21 protein-coding genes and 1 tRNA gene are annotated in these 22,441 nt (G+C 40.4%); 16 read left to right on the top strand and 6 right to left on the bottom strand.

All coding sequences use genetic code 11. The annotated features are described in order from the left end of the window. Positions 1–151: 151 nt before the first annotated feature. Positions 152–2,866, bottom strand: coding sequence for a CBS domain-containing protein (locus GSQ19_RS13855; protein WP_011318518.1), 2,715 nt, complete (start codon positions 2,864–2,866; stop codon positions 152–154). Positions 2,867–3,211: 345 nt separating this feature from the next. Here GSQ19_RS13855 and GSQ19_RS13850 point away from each other — a divergent pair, with 345 nt between their 5' ends. Both GSQ19_RS13850 and GSQ19_RS13845 read left to right on the top strand, forming a co-directional pair. Further along, entirely contained in the window at positions 3,212–3,469 is a 258-nt protein-coding gene (locus tag GSQ19_RS13850) for a type II toxin-antitoxin system ParD family antitoxin (protein ID WP_011318517.1), read from the top strand. After that, a complete protein-coding gene (locus GSQ19_RS13845) occupies positions 3,466–3,624 on the top strand; it encodes a type II toxin-antitoxin system RelE/ParE family toxin (protein ID WP_197992839.1) in 159 nt (52 codons plus the stop codon). The genes GSQ19_RS13850 and GSQ19_RS13845 overlap by 4 nt, the downstream gene beginning before the upstream one ends. Before the next feature lie 90 nt (positions 3,625–3,714). On the opposite strand, the gene GSQ19_RS13840 is transcribed toward GSQ19_RS13845, so the two are convergent. After that, positions 3,715–6,393: a hypothetical protein gene (locus GSQ19_RS13840; RefSeq protein ID WP_011318516.1), complete on the bottom strand. Its 2,679-nt coding sequence runs from the start codon at positions 6,391–6,393 to the stop codon at positions 3,715–3,717. 87 nt (positions 6,394–6,480) lie between these two features. Then, complete coding sequence (locus GSQ19_RS29735) at positions 6,481–6,669, bottom strand: site-specific integrase (protein ID WP_197992833.1); 189 nt, start codon at positions 6,667–6,669, stop codon at positions 6,481–6,483. Between the two features lie 254 nt (positions 6,670–6,923). Between GSQ19_RS29735 and psbZ the strand changes: the two genes are divergently transcribed. The 3 genes from psbZ to GSQ19_RS13820 all read left to right on the top strand — a co-directional run bounded on the left by psbZ (position 6,924) and on the right by GSQ19_RS13820 (position 8,187). Continuing rightward, positions 6,924–7,112 carry a photosystem II reaction center protein PsbZ gene (gene psbZ, locus GSQ19_RS13830; protein ID WP_011318515.1) on the top strand — a complete coding sequence of 63 codons (189 nt, stop codon included), beginning with the start codon at positions 6,924–6,926 and terminating at the stop codon, positions 7,110–7,112. A gap of 195 nt (positions 7,113–7,307) precedes the next feature. Continuing rightward, on the top strand, positions 7,308–7,880 hold the full coding sequence (gene ribH / locus GSQ19_RS13825) for a 6,7-dimethyl-8-ribityllumazine synthase (RefSeq protein ID WP_011318514.1): 573 nt from the start codon (positions 7,308–7,310) through the stop codon (positions 7,878–7,880). Positions 7,881–8,115: 235 nt separating this feature from the next. Further along, a tRNA-Gly gene (locus tag GSQ19_RS13820) sits at positions 8,116–8,187 on the top strand. A 106-nt stretch (positions 8,188–8,293) separates the two neighbouring features. Here GSQ19_RS13820 and GSQ19_RS30260 read toward each other — a convergent pair. After that, positions 8,294–8,416 carry a hypothetical protein gene (locus tag GSQ19_RS30260; RefSeq protein ID WP_263435191.1) on the bottom strand — a complete coding sequence of 41 codons (123 nt, stop codon included), beginning with the start codon at positions 8,414–8,416 and terminating at the stop codon, positions 8,294–8,296. A 455-nt stretch (positions 8,417–8,871) separates the two neighbouring features. Here GSQ19_RS30260 and GSQ19_RS13815 point away from each other — a divergent pair, with 455 nt between their 5' ends. The 7 genes from GSQ19_RS13815 to GSQ19_RS13785 all read left to right on the top strand — a co-directional run bounded on the left by GSQ19_RS13815 (position 8,872) and on the right by GSQ19_RS13785 (position 15,367). Further along, positions 8,872–9,279 carry a hypothetical protein gene (locus GSQ19_RS13815; protein WP_010998134.1) on the top strand — a complete coding sequence of 136 codons (408 nt, stop codon included), beginning with the start codon at positions 8,872–8,874 and terminating at the stop codon, positions 9,277–9,279. Between the two features lie 4 nt (positions 9,280–9,283). Beyond that, complete coding sequence (locus tag GSQ19_RS13810) at positions 9,284–10,549, top strand: glutamate-5-semialdehyde dehydrogenase (RefSeq protein ID WP_011318513.1); 1,266 nt, start codon at positions 9,284–9,286, stop codon at positions 10,547–10,549. Positions 10,550–10,697: 148 nt separating this feature from the next. After that, positions 10,698–11,243, top strand: a complete 546-nt coding sequence (locus tag GSQ19_RS13805; RefSeq protein ID WP_011318512.1) for a GIY-YIG nuclease family protein — start codon at positions 10,698–10,700, stop codon at positions 11,241–11,243. 103 nt (positions 11,244–11,346) lie between these two features. Next, positions 11,347–12,837, top strand: a complete 1,491-nt coding sequence (locus tag GSQ19_RS13800; RefSeq protein ID WP_011318511.1) for a protein kinase domain-containing protein — start codon at positions 11,347–11,349, stop codon at positions 12,835–12,837. Positions 12,838–13,077: 240 nt separating this feature from the next. Continuing rightward, on the top strand, positions 13,078–14,337 hold the full coding sequence (locus GSQ19_RS13795; protein WP_011318510.1) for a glycosyltransferase family protein: 1,260 nt from the start codon (positions 13,078–13,080) through the stop codon (positions 14,335–14,337). A 71-nt stretch (positions 14,338–14,408) separates the two neighbouring features. Then, positions 14,409–14,783 (top strand): hypothetical protein, encoded by a 375-nt coding sequence (locus GSQ19_RS13790; RefSeq protein WP_197992832.1) that lies wholly within the window; start codon positions 14,409–14,411, stop codon positions 14,781–14,783. Between the two features lie 2 nt (positions 14,784–14,785). Next, positions 14,786–15,367, top strand: coding sequence for a hypothetical protein (locus GSQ19_RS13785; protein ID WP_011318508.1), 582 nt, complete (start codon positions 14,786–14,788; stop codon positions 15,365–15,367). Positions 15,368–15,443: 76 nt separating this feature from the next. On the opposite strand, the gene GSQ19_RS13780 is transcribed toward GSQ19_RS13785, so the two are convergent. After that, entirely contained in the window at positions 15,444–15,830 is a 387-nt protein-coding gene (locus GSQ19_RS13780) for a hypothetical protein (RefSeq protein ID WP_011318507.1), read from the bottom strand. Between the two features lie 555 nt (positions 15,831–16,385). Here GSQ19_RS13780 and GSQ19_RS13775 point away from each other — a divergent pair. Then, a complete protein-coding gene (locus GSQ19_RS13775; protein WP_011318506.1) occupies positions 16,386–17,084 on the top strand; it encodes a M23 family metallopeptidase in 699 nt (232 codons plus the stop codon). Positions 17,085–17,779: 695 nt separating this feature from the next. Here GSQ19_RS13775 and pyk read toward each other — a convergent pair. Then, positions 17,780–19,549 carry a pyruvate kinase gene (gene pyk, locus GSQ19_RS13770; protein ID WP_011318505.1) on the bottom strand — a complete coding sequence of 590 codons (1,770 nt, stop codon included), beginning with the start codon at positions 19,547–19,549 and terminating at the stop codon, positions 17,780–17,782. Between the two features lie 488 nt (positions 19,550–20,037). Between pyk and crtR the strand changes: the two genes are divergently transcribed. The 3 genes from crtR (at position 20,038) to GSQ19_RS13755 (ending at position 22,413) form a co-directional block, all read left to right on the top strand. Continuing rightward, complete coding sequence (gene crtR / locus GSQ19_RS13765; protein ID WP_011318504.1) at positions 20,038–20,958, top strand: beta-carotene hydroxylase; 921 nt, start codon at positions 20,038–20,040, stop codon at positions 20,956–20,958. 17 nt (positions 20,959–20,975) lie between these two features. Beyond that, the gene (locus GSQ19_RS13760) at positions 20,976–21,566 is read left to right on the top strand and encodes a Crp/Fnr family transcriptional regulator (protein WP_011318503.1); all 591 of its coding nucleotides are present in this window, start codon (positions 20,976–20,978) and stop codon (positions 21,564–21,566) included. A gap of 76 nt (positions 21,567–21,642) precedes the next feature. Continuing rightward, positions 21,643–22,413: an SDR family oxidoreductase gene (locus GSQ19_RS13755; RefSeq protein ID WP_011318502.1), complete on the top strand. Its 771-nt coding sequence runs from the start codon at positions 21,643–21,645 to the stop codon at positions 22,411–22,413. Positions 22,414–22,441: the final 28 nt, after the last annotated feature.

Below are 22,441 nucleotides of genomic sequence, written 5' to 3'. Positions count from 1 at the left end.
GCCTACGTTCCTCAACCCAACCTACACCAAATCAGTTTTTTAACGCTAACTGAACTGTATTGATACATAACTAATATTTTTCAACGCGGAGGTTGCCCAATTTTATTTTTGAATTTTGTAGCTTTAGCTTCCCGTAGGGTATTTTGAATTGTTATTTATGATACTGCTGGGCTAAAAACTCTTGGGCTTCTACTTGATTTGTAATATTTCCATCTAAAGTTTTAGCTAGTAAATCATCTAGCATTTGTCGATATTGTGGCCCCGGTTTATACCCTAACTTCTTGAGGTCATTACCGTTTAGAATCGGTTGAACGTTAGCCCAGACTGTTAAGTATTGCCAGATTTGCCGCCTGATGGGGCGCTGGCTTTGTAAAGCAATCAAAATTAGTATTTCTAAATTATACTTGCGTAGTAGCTGAACTACTTGGCTGGGGCGCTGATATTCAGATAGAGATTGTACAATCTCAGCTTGGGCAACAGCGAGGTTTTGCAAATGCTGAATGCTATCTTCCTGTAATTGCAGATTTTTGGCGACTTTACCCCGATACATTGGTGCTAGGTGGGCAATAATGGCTTCTAAGCGCATTTGCCAAGGAATTAGGTTTTGTTGGGGGTCAAATCGCCGCAAACAACGTTCTAGTAGACGTAGTTGGTGTATGAGTTCACTATTTAAACTCAGGGTGGGATGGATGCAGTGCAATGCCCCTAAGTCATCGAGTAGTTGCAAAGCCGATCGCCAGTAAGGGGCTTCTAAGATGTGCTTGAGTTCAGTTTTGAGTCGAGTTTGCAGGGCTGGGGTTTTGGTATTGTTTTGGGCAGTGCGATCGTAAACGCCACTGTTGATGGCATAGCGGATATATTCTTCGGTGCGTGGTTCAATAGCAAATCCAAAACGCACCGCAAAGCGCACACCGCGATAAATCCGGGTGGGGTCTTCGATAAAGCTATTGGCGTGTAGGACGCGGATTTGCTTGGCTTTTAAGTCTAATAAACCGCCAAAGAAATCGAGTAAATCACCAGCACGGGGAGAGGTGAGGCGCAGGGCGAGGGCGTTGATGGTAAAGTCACGGCGATATAAATCTTGGCGAATGGAACTGGCTTCAACTTCGGGATTGGCGGCGGGGTAAGGATAAAATTCGGTTCTGGCGGTGGCAATATCTACCCACAAAGAATCTAATTCTGGGTCTTTGTGCCACAACAAAGCAGCCGTTTGAAAAGCACCGTGGATTTCTAAACGGGCGGCTGGGTAAATTTCTTGCAGTGCCTTTGCTAGTTCCACACCTGCACCCACATCGGCTGATTTGTGGAAGCCATCAACTACCAAATCTATATCTGTGATCATGAGCGTGCCGGCGGCTGCTTCTGCCAACAGCAAGTCCCGCACCGCACCACCAACTAAATACAAATGCCAACCCCTTTCCTCGGCAGCTTGGGAAGCAGTGGTGAGTAATTGCCAGAGTTGGGGAGTCAGACGCGATCGCAATTCATGGCTGAGGGAAGTTTTCAACTCAGTACCCATGTCTCGGAATTGGCTTAAATTCCCGCTACCACCTACAGCAATATTTTGATGCAGTTCCCGTAGAACATCGGTACGAGTGACGATACCCACTAACTGCTCATTTGCCAATACTGGCAAGCGACCGATATCATAGGTCACCATCAGCGACTCAATTTGTGGCAACGTTGTATCTGGGGTGATGGTTTTTAAATCAGTGGTCATGTAACCTTTAACTGGCGCATGACTAAATCCGTGATGTAGGGCGATATCCAAATCACGACGGGAAATAATCCCCACCAATTGCCCTTGGGGATTAACCACAGATAAACCAGAGTGTCCGTAGCGTAATAAAATGCGCTGTGCTTCGGCAATTGTAGTTTCCGGGCGAATTGTGCGGACAGGGGAAGACATCAAATCCCTGGCTGTGGGGGGATGAGGAATAGCCGCCTTGATACCTTTGAGCAGTTGTTGGAGGATATCTTGGGTATCAACACCACGTAAATTTAGTGATGCTGCTTGGGAATGACCACCACCGCCCAAGGGTTGAAATAATTGGTCTAGATGCAGACCCGGAATTTGCGATCGCCCAATTACTGTAAAACGGGAATCATCTTTATTTGATGGGTGTTCATTTGCCAACAGCAAAGCATCAATTTCTGTTAACTCTATGAGCTGTGAGGCTAGACTTGACAACCCAGGGACATAACCATCTGTTGTTAAAGTCACCCAAGCGATAGTATAACCACGCAAGCAAAGATATTCTAATTTTTCCAACGCTTCCGTTAATAGTCGCTGCAATTGGGGGGATAAACCAGGGTCACGGTAATTGGCAATTACAGATAAACTAGCACCCTGTACCATCAACCAAGCTAAAGCTAAGGCATCCCTGGGAGTTGATTGGTCGTAGGTAAGGGAACCCGTATCTACATGAATACCCAAAGCCATCACCGTTGCTTGGGCAGGATTGAGAGTGATTTGCTGCCGTTGTAATTCCTCCGCAATCAGGGTTGTAGTTGCCCCCACCGAGGCAATATGTAACTGAGTTGCAGGGATATCTGATGTTTGTCCCGTGTGGTGGTCGTAGACCGTAATTTTCTGAACTTGAGGTAAATCTAACCACTCAGCAGGCTTACCCAGGCGATCGCGTTGTTGGGCATCTACTATAGTGAGCGATCGAATTTTCTCAGGATTTACCGAACGCCTTTCAATTAAAGGATACTCATCTCGGTGTAACGCCAAAAAATCTCGCACAGGTGGATGCGCGCCCCCAGTCAACACAATCTTGCTTCCAGGTAATAGGCAAGTTAGTCCTACGGCTGCGCCCAATGTATCAAAATCAGCTGTTGTGTGGCAAAGAATTAAATCCATGTTTAACTTTTGGCGGCTCTACATTCTATGCTATTTGGTTTTCTGGAAGAATATCTGACATACTCTCACACAGCACTATGAGCAGATGCTTTAGTTCATGGTACTTCATTAGTTTCAGCACTAAAAACTGCTGTTAGTTCAAGACTAGCGATCGTAATGGCAGTCACCGTACTTTCATACACCTAATTTTTTATATAAAAGCAAAGCTCCAGGCTATTAACCATGCTGTGTGTGCTTGTGGCTTTATCAGTATTGTTTTGGTACTAAAATAGTATCAAATCCGAATCAAAAAGGTTTAATTTTATAAATTGTCCAAAAACTTAAACACCAAAATTCTTAGTCGATATGTATATCCAAATTAAACCAGAACTAGAGCAATTTATTCAGGCACAGTTAGAAAGTGGTAGATTCGCCAGTGCTGATGATGTCATCAATGAAGCCTTTAAACTGCTACAAGAAAGAGAGCAGAGACTTGAAGAATTACGCCAAAAAATTGCTGTAGGAACTGAACAAATTGCAGCAGGACAAGTAACTGATGGCGAAGTTGTGTTTGCTAGGTTACAAGAAAAAATTCGTTTAATTGCCGAGGAGTCTTCTGAATGAATAATTATTCACTTTCAGAGGCAGCAATTGAAGATTTAGATGAAATTCGTGAATATATTGCTCGGAGTAACCCAAAAGCCGCCTCTAAGCTTTTTGATAACATTTGCGCCAAGTGTAAATTATTAGCTAATTTCCCTAATAGTTGGTGTTACTAGTGGTTATCGAGATTTAGAATCTTTATTCACAGATGAATAATAAAGGCCAAACATATTTAGCCAAACATAAATTTCAATGTATCTCGATGGCTACCCTATATCAATACCCCAGTTATTAATATTTTGATTACTTTTTCTTGCAGTATAAGCAGAACAACCGTTACTACAATAATTACATTTATGACAGACGAGACGACCGCAAGTAGGACAATTTGGCTCTCTACCAATTACTAATGGTCTATATCCACATTTTCCCTTTTCATCTACCCATCCACCACAATATGCCAAAATTGTTGTTAGCTTATCTGATGCTGCACGTTGACCTTGCAGTAATCCTTGACCAGAAAATTTAAATATTTTGAATTCATCTAGTCGTGATGCTTGACGATTATTCCAAAGAATTTGTAATGTATCAAAAAAATCTCTGATAATGTTTAAAGGGTCGTATAGTGTGAGTGGATTATTTCGTGTCGTGTCTGTGTATATAAGCTCTAAATATTGTTGGGGACTATAATCACTTCCTTGGTAAGCAAGCATTAATAAAAAATGTCTCAAGATAGACATGAATAAATATGGCAAAGTAATTCGTTCTGTAGGAAGATTAATCAAGTAATTTATGAAATTGACTTGCCATTGGGGTAAATTATTAACCCAAGTCTGTGGTAATCGACGTTTTGCAGCTATAAATAAAGGTATAAACTCTTGAGTAACTAGTGATATATCTTCCCAACTTGGTATATCTTGATCACATAAATTTTGTAATTCTGTTAAAATTTCACACTGTTGCTTATAAAAACGCTCATCATAATCAAACAGCCAAGGGGGCAAGTATTTATTGGTATCAGACCCTCTCGGCATATTTATACTTATAAATCGGTCACTAAATATGGTTTCTAATTCACTCAGCTTGGCTTTATCAAAAGCACCTAATACTTTAGGATTTTCAACACGAAATTTGGCTTTTACTTTCCCATACATATATTTTTTTTGAAGATATGGGGATAAAACACCAACGATTTTAACATTATTACCACGGGATTCTTTGAATTTCGGAACACAAAATTCTGAATAAGAATTAGAATTAACACTTATTCTACTATTTTTAACATCAAGTAAATATTTGAAATCTAATCTAATATCACCCAATTTCCACTCTATACTTTGTTGAGTAACTTGATGAATTGAAATATCTTCTACCTGATGATCTAAAGCTTGATAAAATTGAATTACTAATTTTTCAGCACCGCGTGCTGAAATCATTTTCGCTGCTGTAATTTCATTGAAATTTACACTAGCATCCCATTTCTGTATTAACAATTTATCTGACTGGTTTAAATGATATAGTTCGCGCCAATCATGAGAAATATATCTTTCGTAAGGATAATTGCTATATTGAAACCGAGAGATAATGTCAAAAAATGTTTTACAACGCTGTTGAATAATTGCTTCTTTCTTTGCTGTTGGCGCAATATGCCAGAGAAAGTTTTTATAATCTAAATTATGTTGTAGATATTCAATTTGTTGCCAATAGATATTACGTTCTCTTTCGTTTGCTTGTTCTACTTTTTCAATTAATTCATTTATTAATTCGTTAAATAAGTCATCATTTACGCTATTAAGATAATTGTTAATAAAAATACCATAGCTATTGAAATCGTCTTCTGTAAGTTTTAAATAAGAGCGCAGCTTAGAAGAAACTAAGATAACATTGGGTGATTTTTTAATAAGTTCATTAATCAATTTATCTTGCTCTTGCTTATTAAATTGCTCAAGATGTTCAAGAACTACCTTTTCAGCAGCATCTTCTGCTATAGATAATGTATATTCAGCAATTATTGGAATTTTCCTTGCTGTTGGAGCAATATGCCAGAGAAAGTTTTTATAATCTAAATTATCTCGTAGATATTCCACTTGCTGCCAATAGATATTACGTTCTCTTTCGTTTGCTTGTTCTACTTTTTTAACTAGTTCATATATCAATTCTATTTTGAAATTCCCTTCTACTAGATTAATATGTTCATTTATGAATAAAATATAACTATTTTTACTATAAGAATCCAATTTTAAGTACGAACGTAGGGTTGAAGAGCCAATTAGAAGGTTTGGTAGTTTTGTTGCAATTTCCTTAATAACAAAATCTTGTTGCTCATCATTTAAATATTTTAGTTTGTTAACAATAAAAATTTCAGCCATCTCCAATGGTAAAGCTAACAAATATTCAATAATAAATATTTTAAATAATACAAATATATTACTATTAGCATATTTTTCAACTATTCTTTCATCAGTGTCAATTTCTCTTATATCATTAATTATTTTTAATAAGAATGGGACTTGTTTATATTTTATTTCTTGGTCTTTTCCCAATATTTCAGCCATTTCCATAGCCTCTCTATCCTTGATTTCTTTAATGCTGAAAGCAACAATGCTTTCGCTTTGATAGTGAGTCCTACTTCTGAAATGAAGTTTACAATTATCATTATAGGTAATCTGCCAATGTCCCGAAAGTTCAGACCTCTTAATAGCACCAATAAAAGTTGGCACTTTTAGGTTAATTGCTAGATTACGTTTTGAATCAATATCAAACTGAACATAAACTCCCCTTCCTTTATTACCCTCTATAATTTTTTGTATATCTAATGGAACATCGTCTCGCTCGATACGAATATCTTTTGTACTTACTCCCTCCAATGGAGTAATATAACCAAAATGATTAAATTTATTTGTTTTATTATTAAAGCCACCAAACCAATCAATTTTACCTAGCATTATTTTTCTTTTTTATCTACTAATTAAATTTCCTGAATAGTCCTCAAAGATATTCCCGTGCTAGACATCTGCGTGAGGGCTGTTCGCCTAAACGAGTGGAATATCTACAATCCGTGTTTTGTACTTGCCTTTCGTGGTACATTTTCGGAAAGTGATGGTTCCTGATTTGATATCAGTCATGTTGAGAGCCAACGCTTCTGATACGCGACAACCAGTAAACAGGCAGATGCCAAACAGTGCGCGATCGCTTAACCGCCCTCCTTCTTGCGATCGCATGAGGTAAAGAATCCCTCGGTGAAAAATCGCTGTAATTCCTCTTAGCTTAGTATTTTGCCTTGTCTGTTGCCGTTAACCTTCGTCCTTTCAACCATCTAGGGCATTACACCCCGAAAGTATTGACTATGGTCACTAGTCCATAGTGACCCAATTTCTGGTAGCTTACAATTAAGGAAAAACTGTCGGTGTCGCCAGTTACGATATTCTATTTTTAGTACTTTCTTTAGTATTTCGCTGTCTTGGGAGAAGTCAAAATGACCATAATATTCCAATTTGCGTTGATATCACTTGTGTTGGTGTCTTTTGTTCTAGTTGTGGGCGTGCCTGTTGCTTATGCCACACCACAAAGCTGGGTTGAATCTAAAAAGCTCCTTTGGCTTGGTTCTGGTGTTTGGATTGCCTTGGTGCTTTTAGTCGGGTTGTTAAACTTTTTTGTGGTCTAGACAAGTACTTTGTCTTAGCCAAAATAAATAATATCGACACTACAGGGGCAGGAGAGCCACCAACACAGGTACAAGATCCAAGAAAAATTACCCATTTTTTCTTGTTTCCCCTACCTAAATTGTGTTCTCCTGCTCTTCAATATTTAGAGAAGAAATGTATATTGACAAGAAGTATATTAGATTCCAGGTAGAGTCATGGCAGTTTTCGAGGGAACTTTTACTCAAACAGAACCTTTGCGTTTAGCGATAGTGATTGGTCGGTTCAATGACCTTGTAACCACAAAATTACTAGCAGGATGTCAAGATTGCTTAAAACGCCACGGTGTAGATCCCGATCCCCACGGGAATCAAGTGGACTATGTTTGGGTTCCTGGAAGTTTTGAAGTACCTCTTGTTGCTCGTCAACTAGCTCTCACCCATCGTTATGATGCAATAATCTGTCTTGGTGCTGTGATTCGCGGACAAACTCCCCATTTTGATTATGTCTCCGCAGAAGTATCTAAAGGGATTGCGGCTGCTAGTTTCCAGACAGGGGTACCTGTAATTTTTGGGATTTTGACAGTAGATACCATGCAGCAAGCTTTAGAAAGAGCAGGTATTAAAGCTAATCATGGTTGGGACTATGCCATGAATGCGCTAGAAATGGCTAGCCTTATGCGCCAATTGCGTTCTAACGTTACAGATTCTTACACCCAAACCCAATCCTTACCAGCCGCGTTTCCCAATGCCAGCATCGGTAAATTGACCGCAGAGTCTGAAGAAGTGTAAAAAAGTCAGGACTTACGCATGAAAACAAAAAATCAAGGGTTTGGACAAGAGTGTAGGGCTGTCAATTTAAAACCCCTACACCCTTATACCCTTACACCCCTACACCCAGTCTCAACAGACAACCTCGGTGCGTAAGTCCTATTAATTTGTCTCCAGCCCTCAGCTAGCAAAATTTATAAGTTTAAACAGTTGACAAATAAAAATTAATCTGGCATATTTAAATATAGTGAAGTTTGCGGGTATAGCTCAGTGGTAGAGCGTCACCTTGCCAAGGTGAATGTCGCGCGTTCGAATCGCGTTACCCGCTTTTGAAAAAACGCAAAAGTATTTTTAAGACTCAAAAGCCGTAGCTTGGTAGTGCCTACAATCATTAGTGTGTAAGTCAACCATTCTTTTATAGGGGTTATACTACACTAGTTACCAGCTAGGTGGATAGTCTTATTATCAGGTGCATAATTAGCCCGAAAACTTCGAGGGAGAGTTAGGGAAACTGAAGATATTTTTCTGGCCATCGCCTCTTGTGGTTCTGCGTCCATAGCTCAGAAAAGACAGTCGGAGCTTTTTACTCACAGGATCATCCTTTATTTGAGAGATGATGCCAAAGAATGAAATGAATGAGTGATCCCGTCTATCTTCAAACAAAGGATAGCGATCGCTATTCGTGCAGCGTTCCCCAGGAAAAGCAGAACCCATCAGTTAAGCATAAGTTCAATGGATTGTTTTCAGGGAGTTCGCCACGTAAGCTTAAAATGTACCCTTTATGCCTGCACTATCAATGTCTAATCAATTACACCCCTACACCCTTAACCCCTCACACCCAGTCTCAACAGACAATCTGGGTGCGTAAATCCTAATTTTAGATAGGAAAATGCAGAAATTTTAAACAAGAAGTTAACGTGGTTTTAATACCCACACTCATACAATCCTGATCACTTGTCATGTATGGGGTTCTTAATTTTAAATTTTGAATTTTAAATTGCTGAAAACGCTTGTGCAATCTAAAAAACCCGAAAAAATCGATTTCAATACCGAATACCCGTGTCCTTGCCGTCGCCGAGGGCGGTTAGTACCGATTACACTGACAGAGGCATTTGGTTGCGATCGCTGTCAGCAAATCTTTGTTGTAGAAGATAATGGCCATGTATTAGAACAGCTTTCCACCACCTATCCCTACAAACGTGCTTGGCGTTGGACAGGGAATAGTTGGCAAGTTGTCCACCCAAAATTGCGAGAAAGCTATTTACCTATAGCCTTGGGCATTATTTTCGTGCTAGTGATTATATGGCTACCATTAGCACTGCGACTGGCCAATGGTTCTAGTATCATCGCTTGGGCAATGGTGGCAGTATTGTTGGCTATTTTGCCAGCACTCATGGTCTGGCTTACTTACAGACGATAACTCAATGACCGTTGCAGCTTTAGATGATTGTCCCGAACCTATGAAAAGCGCCAAACGCGCTTTTCAAGCGTCCCTGAAGTTAGGTACTACTAAGGGAATAGATCGTAGTCGCGCTGTTTTGGCAATGGCACAGGCGCTAGAAAACGCATTTGACGACATTTTAGAAGCCAATACCTTGGATCTAGAAGCTAGTCGAGAAATGGCAGTGCCAGAACTAATTTTAGACTGGTTGAAATTAACTCCCACCAGGTTAGAGATTACAGTAGAAATTCTGCAAAGGTTGGGAGAAATATCAGACCCATTGCGTCGGGTGAGAAACGCCGACTATCAGCCAGAAGATTCTCAGAGTTATTCTCAGTTAATGCCTTTGGGAGTAATTGGATTTATTTATGAAGCTTTTCCCGATTTAGGAGCGATCGCCGCAGGTTTGTGTATTAAAACTGGCAATAGTATTATCCTCAAGGGTAGCACAGAAGCTAGTCATTCTAATGCGGCGATCGTGGAAGCATTACAACACGCAATTGTCGAAGTCGGACTACCATCAGGCTGTATAGAACTTGTCACTACAGAACATGGCGGTTCCCTGCGGGATTTAATCACCCAAGACCAATATATCAACTTGGTAATTCCCTACGGACGTTCCAGCTTAGTGCAGCAAGTAGTACGCCAGGCAACTTGCCCGGTGTTAAAGTCAGCAATGGGTAACTGTTACCTCTACTGGTCGTTAAATAGCAGCTTAGACATGGTACGGTGGATGATTCTCGATAGCCACGAAAGTGAACCAGATCCCGTCAACGCTATCGAGAAAGTCTTAATTCATCGTCAAGCTATGCCTTCATCTTTAGCTGTTTTGTGGAATAGCCTGAAAGAGAAAGGATTTGAGATTAAAGGTGACGGGGAACTAGTAGAAGCCTTTCCCCAATTGCAGTTAGCAAAAGATAACGAATGGGGCAACGCTTATTTAACTAAGACAGTAGCATTTAAACTGGTAGATAGTTTGGATGGAGCGATCGCCTGGATCAATCAATACAGTAGCGGTCATGCTGATTCTATCGCCACTGAATCCTATCAAGAAAGTCGCCAATTCGCCTTAGGAGTTAACAGCGCCTCCACCTATATCAACACATCCCCACGCTTCTCCCGTAACCCTTCACGGGGTGATTCTGTGTTTTTAGGGATGTCGAATCAAAAAGGTCATCGTCGGGGGTTTATCAGCCTAGAAACTTTGACTACCCTCAAACACATTATTCAGGGGAATGGGAGGTTTTAAGGTTAGGTAATGGGTAATTAGGTTGTTTTTCCCTCTGCTTCCCTGTCTTTTAACGATGGCCATAGGAGGCGATCGCAGGTCATGATAAGTTGATCGAGTACCCCTGTAGAAATATCCTGGGTTTAAAAAAAATTAACCTAACAAATTTATGACAACCGAAATTAATATTCCTAATTTAGTCAACCTCGAATATATTCCCTATATTGATGAAAATGGGCAATTACCAGAAAATTATCAAGAAAAAATAGGAGTATACGCAATCTTTGACCAGGAAAAAACCTTGCAGTTTGTGGGATATTCTCGTGACGTTTATTTAAGTTTGAGACAGCATTTAGTCCGTCAGATGCAACATTGCTACTGGGTGAAAATTCAAACGATTGAACGTCCCAGTCGGACTGTTTTAGAAAATATTGAAAAGGCTTGGATAGCCGAAAACGGAACTACGCCTGCGGGGAATGGAGAACAGAAAGAAATATGGACACAGCCTGTAGATGTGAAAAAATTCATGACAGAGGAAGAACAGGCGAATTATCACAAACCTACTAATGATGAACTCACACAAATGAAAATTATTAAAAATGTAGCTCGACGAGTAGAGACAGAAATTTTAGCATCTTTAGAATTACGTGGCTTAAAAACGCAATTGCGTTTTAATCCTAAATTAAAAGAAGAAGGTTTACTAGATTTAAAATAAAACTTGCCTGGAAACAAGGTAAACAAGAGAAAATAAATTTTGACTATGGACAAATGACGACTGACAACGCCTATATTAGACTAGCTAGTCTCTGAAGTATGCCATGACCATACAGCTGTTAAACGATCGCTATCAAGTTATCCGCACATTGGGTGCTGGGGGGTTTGGTGAAACCTATCTAGCTGAAGATACCTATATGCCTTCTAAGCGGCGGTGTGTGGTCAAACAATTACGACCGATTCAAAACAATCCTCAGATTTACCAGCTAGTACAGGAAAGGTTCCAAAGGGAAGCAGCAATTTTAGAGGAATTAGGTGGTGCAACCGAACAAATTCCGGCATTATATGCTTATTTTTCCGCCGATGGGCAATTTTATTTAGTGCAGGAATGGGTTGAAGGGGATACACTAACAGCCAGACTGCAACAACAAGGGTTATTTACTGAAAGTGCGATTCAAGAACTTCTGGTAAATCTGTTACCTGTTTTGGAATACGTCCATTCTAAACACATTGTCCATCGTGATATCAAACCAGATAACATTATTCTGCGTCATCGTGACGGTAAACCTGTACTGATTGATTTTGGTGCTGTACGGGAATCAATGGGAACAGTCGTCAACTCCCAAGGTAATCCTACCAGTTCCATTGTCATTGGTACACCCGGATATATGCCCAGTGAACAAGCAGCTGGAAGACCTGTTTATTCTAGCGATTTGTATAGTTTAGGTCTCACAGCCATTTATTTATTAACTGGGAGACAGCCACAAACATTAGATATAGACTCCCAGACTGGGGAAATTATGTGGCGACAGTACGCCAGTCAGATTAATCCGGTTTTAGCTAGTGTACTGGATAAAGCGATCGCCTACCATCCACGCGATCGCTATGCCACCGCTAGAGCCATGTTAGATAATTTACAAAGTATCAGTAGTCCCATTCCCCCTACACAACCGTATTTTGCACCACCACCAGTAGTATCTGCACCACCACAGCCGACCGTTTCCGTAGCACCCCCAGCAAATGTTACAGGTAATAATCAAAAAGGTATTCTCTTTGGTAGTTTGATTGCAGGCGGATTAATCGGTGCATCGGTAATTGTCGGACTAGCATTTACCAGGACACCCCAACCTGTAGCCGAAAATAACAACACATCTCCAGTCAATTCAATAACAGAAACACCAGTAAGTAACGCAACTCCTGAAGTTACCCAATCGCCAGTTACTACACAAACTATTGTCCCATCCCCTCAACAACAGGTTGACCCTTCACCCGTCCCCTCCATCACATCTGCGCCAATAGATGTAAACATCAATAACAATAACTATTTGTGGCTTTCCCAACAGGCTGTGACCGATGCAGATTTAGATGGTAAAGATGGTTACACTCTAGATATTATGCGTAATACCGTGTTTGCTCGTCATGGTCGCCGTTTTGATAATCCAGGTTTACAAGATTACTTTAATAATCAACCTTGGTATAACCCCATATATTCCCCTAAAGAATTTCCTCTAAAATTGCTAACAAGACTAGAGCAACGAAATGTAGATTATATTGCCGCATACCAAAAACGTTATAATTTGAGACATTTTAAGTAATTAGTTAGCAGCTTCTAGAGATTTTTTAATTTGTTTTAATTGTTGCCAAAGTTGGTGAAAAAGTAAGAATAAGTATCGTTAATAATTCAAAATTCAAAATTCAAAATTCAAAATTCAAGACAGTTGGAGTTGGGGTTTAAATACCCAACTCCAACCGATACTACGTGTAGACATAGGGGTCTTAAACCCTTGAATTTACGATAAATTTGGAGATGTTGGTGTGATTTTAACTATTAACTTATGAATCCAGTAGATATTCTTATTCTTTCCAATGGGCCTGGTGAGGTAACAACCTGGGTACGTCCTGTAGTTAAAGCTTTACGTGAAAAACTTGGTGATGACCGTGTTCAAGTCAGGATTTCTGTAATTTTGTCACCATGTCCTAATGCTAGTGGCAAAGAAGCGGCGATCGCACTTTCCTATCCAGAAGTAGACCGGGTACAATCAGCAGAGCATTTTTGGCAATTTTTGCTCTGGGGGAAAACTGTTGACAATTGGGATTGGCGAAGCAAAGGCGTAGTTATTTTCCTGGGAGGTGACCAGTTTTTTCCTGTAGTCATCGGCAAAAAACTGAACTATCGCACAGTCGTTTACGCCGAATGGGAAGCCCGTTGGCATAATTTAATTGACCGTTTCGGAGTCATGAAACCCATAGTTGCAGCCAAAGCATCCCCTAAATACGCCCATAAATTCACAGTTGTCGGCGATTTAATGCTAGAAGCCAACTCCCAACTCCCCAACTCCCTACACCCCAGACCCCACACCCCAATCGTAGGCATTTTACCAGGGTCAAAAGCAGCAAAATTAACCCAAGGCATCCCATTAATGCTGAGTATTAGTGAGTATATCCACAGCAAAATGCCCCAAACAAAGTTTGTGATTCCCGTCGCCCCGACTTTGGATTTAGAAACCTTGGCTAGTTTTGCCGATTCCCAAAAAAACCCATTTTTAAAAACCTTTAACTTTTCTGGCGCTTCCTTGATTTCCTCAGATAACAATCACCAGCGCTCTATTTTAAAAACAGATAATGGCTTAGGTGTGGAGTTATGGCAAGAAAATCCTGCTTATGAATTATTATCTAACTGTAGTCTCTGTTTAACCACAGTGGGAGCTAACACAGCTGAATTAGGGGCTTTAGGCGTACCCATGATAGTTTTACTCCCTACACAGCAACTTGATGCGATGCGTTCTTGGGACGGTTTACCAGGATTATTGGCAAATTTACCTGGTGTGGGTTCGACTTTTGCCAAGATAATTAACTGGCTATTTCTCAGACGCAAAGGTTTATTAGCATGGCCAAATATTTGGGCGCAGGAAGAAATAGTCCCAGAACTTGTAGGTAAACTCCAGCCGCAAGAAGTTGGGGAAATGGTTTTAGATTTGCTAAATCATCCAGAGAAATTGGCACAGATGCAAGGGAAACTCCGCCTTGTTCGAGGTGAAAGCGGAGCAGCCCAGAAGTTAGCAAACTTGGTAAAAGAAGAGATAGACAGTTTTTGAATTTTTCAGGGTGATACTTTATGTCTATACTGAAAAGATTGTCATGTATTTAGGTAAAAGCGAGTCAATTTTTGTCTGCAAATCCTGATGCAAATTTTCTAGGAAACTTAACTGACCAAGAATATGATGTAGAGCTTGAAAAGTTGGAAATCATTAGGAAACACGTAAGTAAGTTTGATTATTTCTTACCAAACCAAAAAATGATTGAGAGGCTTCAGAACGCTTTCAATAGCTCACATAAAATTTCTGGTGCTGATGCTAGTTTTTATTTTCATGAACTCAAAGAAGCGGCACTCATGGAAGAAGGCTATGATTGGTATACGGCTCATCCTATGGCAATAAAATATTATGGTGTTTCACCCTACAGCTTGTATCATCCTGAAGTAATTAAGGCTTATCCTGATGATTTCAATAGAAATTGGCGAAAAGCTTGGGGAATTGATTAACTATGAAAGCGCTCGATTTAGGCCTAACTGGAAAAGCACGTATTTGGCAGGATGAACCCTTTTATCTTCCTGGTGATTATCGGCCTATTTTCTATCCTGTAGTGGATGAAAGGATAGAAACAATACTAGATAACGCAAAAATTGGTTTGTTTTCTCAAAGATCAGTAATGATGGAAATATTAGCACCTTTAGGCGCTAGATTTTTGTATGGCTGCTTAGGCGCTATTTTTGAACCCAACCACTCTGGCAAGTTAGTATTAAAGGTTAGTATCTCCACTGAATTAGAGCGTCAACTCAACAATACTCTTGCGTCATCGTTAGATGTAGTTAGAGTTGGTATACATGAAGAGTACGCTGATCGTGTTGCAGATGGTGCAAAATTAAAGCTGCAAGAAAGTGGTATTAGCAACTTATTTGGCTCTGGGGAGATTTCTTTTAAATGGGGTGCTTTTGGTGAAATAGGCTCTTCTAAAGCATTTTTCCACGATTTAGCTTATGCAGTGATTGAAGTAATGGTGAGAGACAAGGCACGCTCTTATGATATTAAATCTCCGTTGAAAAAAGTTCTGGAACAATCTTGGTAAACCTTGGATTTGGTAGCCATGATGATAGAGAAACTCTGTTCTCTCATCATGGCTAAGGTTTCACGAATTCACTTTATTAATCCGAAGATTGTCCGTCACGTCGTCCTAGTTCGTAGATCCCACAACCCATACAAGCAAGGATACCTATACTAATAGCCCAACTACGTCCTAAGCTAATTTCCACTCCCCAATTGCATAAAGCGCCAATTACCAGAAATGGCACAATGCTGAAAAGTGAGGCATAAAAGGAATTTTGAGCTTCTCTGGCTTTGCGCGTTTTTTCAAATTCCGTTTGGCTAGTATACAGCGATCGCTCGGCAAAGTTAAACCAACGGTTAAGTTGCTCGATTACCCATTCACTCAACGGGGAAAAACCTAGATATAGCGCCAAAGACCACAGACTAGCGCCGGCGATCGCAATTGTGTTCAACTCAAAACGAAAAGGTAAAATTTCAGTCAGCATGGCTTGAGGAGTCCTGCAAGTGGTCGGATCGACACTTAAGCTAATGTCAATCGACATATTCAGCAATTTTAAGCATAAACGCTAACAATATTTTGAATACTTGGCAACTATCTTTTGAGGTGAGTCGTCATTCGATTGACGGAATTCTCTGAATTAACTCATGTCTAGGAATACTGAGTTGAAAATTATCATCAGAATTAATTGTTTATTTCGCTACAAGTTTCAGGCTCATCAAATACATACGTAAGTACAACCATAATCTTTCTCTATAATCTAGACATTTATCCTAATCGTATGGTCATTTGATTGCTAATAACCCTCCCTGATGGTGGCGCTTAAGATAAATTTGACAGGCTAAAGCTTTATGTCGTAAGCTGTTTGACTGAAGCAGTAGTAATACTTAAGTACATACGTAAATATCAATTCTCAATAACCATAAAAACCATATTTTGACAATGTAATTAATTTAAAATTTTTGATTATTTTTCCCAATTTATTTACAAGAGCTTCACGGTAATTAGATACAAACATTATTGAGTGGTCTGAGGAATAAAGATGATTAATAGGCAAGAGAGATTAGCATTTTCTGGAGCCACACTATTAGCCTTAGGACTGAATATTTTTAGCTTTATAGCTTTATTCCCTAAGGCAGAAGTTGTTATAGCGAGAGAGACAAGATCAAACAAAACAGCCAGAAGCAGTGGTTGGTTATCCGCTTCCTTCCCAGTAGAAAACTTTCAAGCTTACACATCTGCTTTTGGCTATCGCCGTTCTGCGACTGGTGGAGATAGCTGGGAATTTCATAGTGGCTTAGATATTGCTGCGCCCCAAGGTAGTTATATTCGCAATTGGTGGGCTGGTACAGTGATTAAAGTAGGCGATCGCACAGCCTGTGGTACACATATAGTCATTAAGTCAGGCCAATGGGAACATACTTATTGCCACATGGAAGGTTATGTAGACACCGCAAACGGTCGCCGCTTCTTAATTGACCGCCCAGGTGGGATTCAAATTTGGGAAGGTCAAACCATACCCACCGGAGCAAGGATAGGTAGAGTCGGGATGACTGGACGCACCACAGGGCCGCACCTGCACTGGGGATTGAAATACGCTAACAATTATGTAGATCCAGCAATGGTTTTACGAGAAATGTTTTCCCAGCAACAAATTGCTAGAGGGCGTGCAAACGTCAATACTCAGCAATCACAAGTCATTATTCAAGAGTCAAACAACACTCCTAATTTTGGCTATTAGTAAATATTAAGTAGTGGCGTAGCAAGGCTAAAAAAGTGCCAGATTATTTCCATTGAGATATGAGATTATGTATAAAAATAAAAATTATCAAAAAACAACTACTTAATACAGAAACGCTGAGAGTTATAAAGGCAGGTATATTCAGTGATTGAATCAAAATTATAGCTCCAACACTGAAAATGATAGCAACAATAAAACTAATAAAACTGATGATATTTTTATTCAAAATACTCTCCCCATTCTCTTACACAAAGGATTAATTTACTAATAAGTCATTAGCCTATGGAAATGCTGTAAACAGCATTACGTAAAATAGTTGAGAGGTTTGTTAACTGAGGAAAAATCTATATATAGGACTAGTATTTGATTTCTGAAATATACGTAGGGTGGGCATTGCCCACCCTACAGATACTTAAATATTTTCAAAAATCAAATATGATTCTTATAATTCAAGTTGCTAATGATGTAGCTATTAGGGCTTAAGCACCAAGGTTTTCTGTTAAGAATGGGTGTAATACTGTTTCTTGATGTAGCTTGTCTGGCGTAGCCATAGATGCACTTTATTCTTTACTGTAGAGACGTTTCATGAAACGTCTCTACTTATTTGGCGCAACTTCATAGAGAGTTGGTATAAGGGTGTAAAGGTTTTAAACATTGACATTTACACCCCTACACCCATATCCAAAGATAGTGAATTAAGGAGTTCCGACAGCACCGGAATAAACTAAACCTCGTTGCAAATCCAGAGTCAGAATTGCTCCATCACGAATAACTTGCGTGGCTTTCTTCACACCTACAATTACTGGTACACCCAGGCGTAAACCAATCACCGCCGCATGACTGGTTAAACTTTCATCTTCTGTAATAATCCCGCCTGCTTTGCGAATCGCCTCGACAAAATCTGCGCCTGTGCGGGGTGCAACCAAAATATCACCGGAGTTAAAGTTCCCCACATCCATACCGGTGTGAGCAACCCTAGCACAACCGCTTACCAAACCCTGTCCTAGACCAATTCCCTGACCTAGAACTGCTGTCACCACTTCAACTTTAATCAAGTCCGTTGAGCCAGATACCCCTTGGAGTGTCCCGGCTGTCATCACGACTAAATCGCCTTCAAACAGTAAACTATGCTCCTGGGCGACGTTAATGGCGGCTTGGAATGTTTGACCAGTGGAAGGTAATTCTAATACCAACAAAGGTTTTACACCCCATACCATTTGTAGCTGACGAGCTACGTTGACGTGGGGTGTTACCGCTAAGATTGGTGTTTGGGGGCGGAACTTGGAAACGTTGCGTGCAGTCGCCCCTGTTTGGGTCAGAGTCATAATTGCTGCTGCTCCCAACTGTTCAGCAATTTGACCTACAGCTTGGCTGATGGCGTTGGGGATAGAACGGCGGTTATCTCGCATTTGGCGTAATTTACTAGCCATAGCTTCTTCCTGCTCGATGCGTTCGGCGATTCTTGCCATTGTCGCCACCGCTTCCACTGGGTAGCTACCCACAGCCGTTTCATTGGAGAGCATTACCGCATCTGTACCATCAAGAATGGCATTGGCTACGTCGGAAACTTCCGCGCGGGTGGGACGGGGATTGCTCACCATGCTATCTAACATCTGGGTAGCGGTGATGATGGGAATCCCCAAGCGGTTTGCTGTCGCAATTAAGCGTTTTTGTAATACGGGGACATCTTCTGCTGGTAGTTCTACACCTAAATCGCCTCTGGCCACCATTACGCCATCACATAAAGCGAGAACTGCTTCCATTTGTTCGATCGCTTCATGCTTTTCTATTTTGGCAACTACTGGCACTTGTTTACCAGTGCTGGAAATTAGCTCTTTAATTTCAATGATGTCTTGGGGATTACGGACAAAGGAAAGTGCTACCCAATCAACACCTTGGTCTAGACCAAACATCAGATCCTCACGATCTTTGTCGGTCATAGCTTTAATTGAGAGATATACGCCAGGAAAGTTAACACCTTTGTTATTAGATAACTTACCTGCTACAGTCACCCGACAATGTAAATCCCCTTTGTCGCGGTTAATATCCTCCACCACCATTTCTACACGGCCATCATCAAGGAGGATTTTTGCACCTACAGGGACTTCATCAGCCAAGTAATCGTAGGTGACACAGCTAATTTCCTGCGTACCAACAACTGGACGATTTGTTAAAGTGAAGCGATCGCCTTTAGCTAAAACTATAGACCCGTTTTCAAATTTTCCTAAGCGAATTTTTGGCCCTTGCAAATCTTGGAGAATTGCCACTGGCTGATTTAGTTCAAAAGCGGTTTGCCGAATTAGGCGAATACTACGCTGATGGTCGGCGTGGGAACCGTGGGAAAAGTTGAGTCGCAGCGTTGTTGCACCCGCTTCAATGATGGCTTTCAGCATTTCGGGGCTACTAGTGGCAGGGCCAATTGTAGCGACGATTTTTGTCCGGCGTACAGAATCTCTTAATTGCATAGGGGCTGATTCTAGGGAGCTATCTAGTGAGTCATAGTAAATTAAGGGGCATTTAGTTTTCAGTCACTGTTATATCCGTGACTCAAACTATGGGAGATGTTATGGAACTGTGAGATAGACTAGATATCGTACACTAATCTGGGTTCCATCCTCCCGTGGAGGAGGTTTCTTACATCAAAATTATTCGTGATACGGATAGCACACCCTATTGATCAGCAAAGACAAGTTCTACACAGCAAGAATTTTCATGGAAAATGGCTGTAAGGGTTTTGGTAAACTACTCTTCTGCACCCCTTACCTCAACCATTGATTTCTTGTGTTCATGGGTAAATCCCAAAATACTTGGGTCTTGTCTGGAATCATAGCGCTATTCATCTGCTTATCAGCATAGGTTTTTGATAAATCTCCCTATACAAAACATTACAAAAGTTTATTATCCTCTAATATTTGTCGTATATTTGTAATGTTTGATCACAAAGGAGATACAAATGCTCTCATTGGAGGCACAGCAGTTACCAAAAATCCCACCAAAGGAATTTTTAGCGCCTCCTGGTGATTTTAACCCCACGATGCTTTTATTTTCGGCATCGGTGGCTATGTTAGTTTTGTCGAACTTTGGTTATTGGCTTTGGCAATGGCCTCATTGGCTATGCTTCAGCACAAATACCTTAGCTTTACATTGTGCCGGGACAGTCATTCACGATGCTTGTCATCAATCTGCCCACCGGAATCGGATAATTAATGCCATGTTAGGTCATGGCAGCGCTTTGATATTAGCTTTTGCTTTTCCAGTCTTTACACGGGTACATTTGCAGCATCACGCCCATGTTAACCACCCCAAAGATGATCCTGATCATTACGTCTCTACAGGTGGGCCACTGTGGTTAATCGCTGTGCGGTTTTTGTACCATGAGGTATTTTTCTTTCAAAGGAAGCTGTGGCGCAAATATGAACTGCTGGAGTGGTTTATCAGTCGCTTAATTGTCATTACAATTGTTTACATTTCCGTTCAATACCATTTCCTGGGCTACATTCTCAATTTTTGGTTTATCCCCGCATTTATAGTTGGTATAGCTCTAGGACTATTTTTTGATTATCTGCCCCATCGTCCTTTTGTAGAACGCGATCGCTGGAAAAATGCCCGTGTCTACCCTGGAAAGTTGCTCAACATCTTAATCATGGGACAGAACTACCACCTAATTCATCATTTATGGCCTTCCATCCCCTGGTATAACTATCAGCCAGCTTATTATGTAATGAAGCCATTGTTAGATGAGAAAGGCTGTTATCAAACATCAGGATTGTTGCAGAAAAAAGACTTTTTTGAATTTGTTTATGACATCTTTTTAGGGATCAGATTTCACCATCACAAAGAAGGAAAAATTTCAAGTAATAATCTAGAGGCATAGCGCGATCGCCACTTTGTATGTCCACCCCCGCCTATCTTCAACTCAATACTGTTCTGCAAAACTTCGCAGAGATTCCAGCAGATGAAATTCAAAAGTTAAACCAAACTTTTTACCCACTACCTTTAACTGCTGGAGAGTTTTTCATTCAGGCGGGTGACATACCCTGGCAAATTGGATTCGTTATTTCCGGAATCTTACGTCTCTACTACGTAAATTCATCGGGTACAGAATTCATAAAATCATTTTGCCCAGAAAAACATTTTGTTGCTGCCTACAGTGCGCTGATTTTAAAACAGCCTGCTCAATTTTCTATTGAAGCTTTAGAAGACTCATTATTATTAGTTGCCGACTATGACAAGTTCACCCAATTATGTGCAGGACATTCATGTTGGCAGACAATTAAGCATAAATTTCTAGAAGCATTGTATCTTAAAAAAGAAAAACGCGAAGCAGAGTTACTTCTAGATGATGCCACGACCAGATACCAAAAGTTTCTGGCGGAATATCCTCATCTAGATCATAGAGTCAAGCAGTATCACATTGCCTCTTATCTAGGTATTTCACCTGTTTCTCTTAGCCGAATTCGGAAAAATTTCCACCCTGATTAACATAAGTTAATGACTTCACCATTGCTTCAGATTACATCTAAAGAAGATGTTCTGAAATGCGCTTACTAAACTGGCAATGGTGAAAAAAGTATTACATCCGGCTTACAAGAAGAAATCTAAAATTTCAACCCAGGGTAACACAGTTTTAATTACTGGAGGTGCATCAGGAATTGGTTTGGCACTAGCACACAAATTTCTGCAAGCGCAAAATACAGTGATAATCACTGGACGGAATGCTGAAAAATTAGCTGGTGTAAAGGCATTATGGCCGGAAATTCTCACTGAAGTTGCTGATTTACAGGATTTAAATGTCTTGCAAAAGCTAGTCAATCGTTACCCAAATGTGAATATCCTGATCAACAATGCCGGCATTCAATATAACTACGAATTTGTGAATCCAGAAATCATGCCAGAGTTAATCGAGGCAGAATTACGCACTAATTTAATTGCGCCATTGCAATTGATTAAACTGATGTTACCCCATCTGCTGAATAAGCCCGAAGCCGCAATCATCAATGTTTCCTCTGGCTTAGGATTAGTTCCCAAAGAAAGCGCGCCTGTCTACTGTGGTAGTAAAGCAGGGATACATATTGCCACTAAAGCCTTGCGCTGGCAACTCGAAGCCACATCTATTAAAGTATTTGAAATTATCGCGCCCTTAGTTGATACACCCATGACTCAAGGACGGGGTAAAGGGAAGATTTCCCCTGATGCACTGGTAAATGAATTTTGGCATGATTTCATAAGCGATCGCTATGAAATGCGAATCGGTAAAACCAAACTGCTGTTTTTCCTACAACGATGGTTCCCCCAAATAGCTGAGAAAATTCTGCGCCCAGGAGTTTAACTTAATTGGGCGCGAGCCAGGTTTTCTC

Source organism: Trichormus variabilis 0441 (assembly GCF_009856605.1).
Classification (GTDB): Bacteria; Cyanobacteriota; Cyanobacteriia; order Cyanobacteriales; family Nostocaceae; genus Trichormus; species Trichormus variabilis.
The sequence above is the reverse complement of the archived record's forward strand: the minus strand, read 5'-3'. Positions and strand labels throughout refer to the sequence as shown.

Bases quoted from the DNA above. Each gene is read 5' to 3' on its own strand.
- GSQ19_RS13855 (WP_011318518.1), bottom strand. From the start codon at position 2,866: ATGGATTTAATTCTTTGCCACACAACAGCTGATTTTGATACATTGGGC.
- GSQ19_RS13850 (WP_011318517.1), top strand. From the start codon at position 3,212: ATGTATATCCAAATTAAACCAGAACTAGAGCAATTTATTCAGGCACAG.
- GSQ19_RS13845 (WP_197992839.1), top strand. From the start codon at position 3,466: ATGAATAATTATTCACTTTCAGAGGCAGCAATTGAAGATTTAGATGAA.
- GSQ19_RS13840 (WP_011318516.1), bottom strand. From the start codon at position 6,393: ATGCTAGGTAAAATTGATTGGTTTGGTGGCTTTAATAATAAAACAAAT.
- GSQ19_RS29735 (WP_197992833.1), bottom strand. From the start codon at position 6,669: ATGCGATCGCAAGAAGGAGGGCGGTTAAGCGATCGCGCACTGTTTGGC.
- psbZ (WP_011318515.1), top strand. From the start codon at position 6,924: ATGACCATAATATTCCAATTTGCGTTGATATCACTTGTGTTGGTGTCT.
- ribH (WP_011318514.1), top strand. From the start codon at position 7,308: ATGGCAGTTTTCGAGGGAACTTTTACTCAAACAGAACCTTTGCGTTTA.
- GSQ19_RS30260 (WP_263435191.1), bottom strand. From the start codon at position 8,416: ATGGACGCAGAACCACAAGAGGCGATGGCCAGAAAAATATCTTCAGTT.
- GSQ19_RS13810 (WP_011318513.1), top strand. From the start codon at position 9,284: ATGACCGTTGCAGCTTTAGATGATTGTCCCGAACCTATGAAAAGCGCC.
- GSQ19_RS13805 (WP_011318512.1), top strand. From the start codon at position 10,698: ATGACAACCGAAATTAATATTCCTAATTTAGTCAACCTCGAATATATT.
- GSQ19_RS13800 (WP_011318511.1), top strand. From the start codon at position 11,347: ATGACCATACAGCTGTTAAACGATCGCTATCAAGTTATCCGCACATTG.
- GSQ19_RS13795 (WP_011318510.1), top strand. From the start codon at position 13,078: ATGAATCCAGTAGATATTCTTATTCTTTCCAATGGGCCTGGTGAGGTA.
- GSQ19_RS13785 (WP_011318508.1), top strand. From the start codon at position 14,786: ATGAAAGCGCTCGATTTAGGCCTAACTGGAAAAGCACGTATTTGGCAG.
- GSQ19_RS13780 (WP_011318507.1), bottom strand. From the start codon at position 15,830: ATGCTGACTGAAATTTTACCTTTTCGTTTTGAGTTGAACACAATTGCG.
- GSQ19_RS13775 (WP_011318506.1), top strand. From the start codon at position 16,386: ATGATTAATAGGCAAGAGAGATTAGCATTTTCTGGAGCCACACTATTA.
- pyk (WP_011318505.1), bottom strand. From the start codon at position 19,549: ATGCAATTAAGAGATTCTGTACGCCGGACAAAAATCGTCGCTACAATT.
- crtR (WP_011318504.1), top strand. From the start codon at position 20,038: ATGCTCTCATTGGAGGCACAGCAGTTACCAAAAATCCCACCAAAGGAA.
- GSQ19_RS13760 (WP_011318503.1), top strand. From the start codon at position 20,976: ATGTCCACCCCCGCCTATCTTCAACTCAATACTGTTCTGCAAAACTTC.
- GSQ19_RS13755 (WP_011318502.1), top strand. From the start codon at position 21,643: ATGGTGAAAAAAGTATTACATCCGGCTTACAAGAAGAAATCTAAAATT.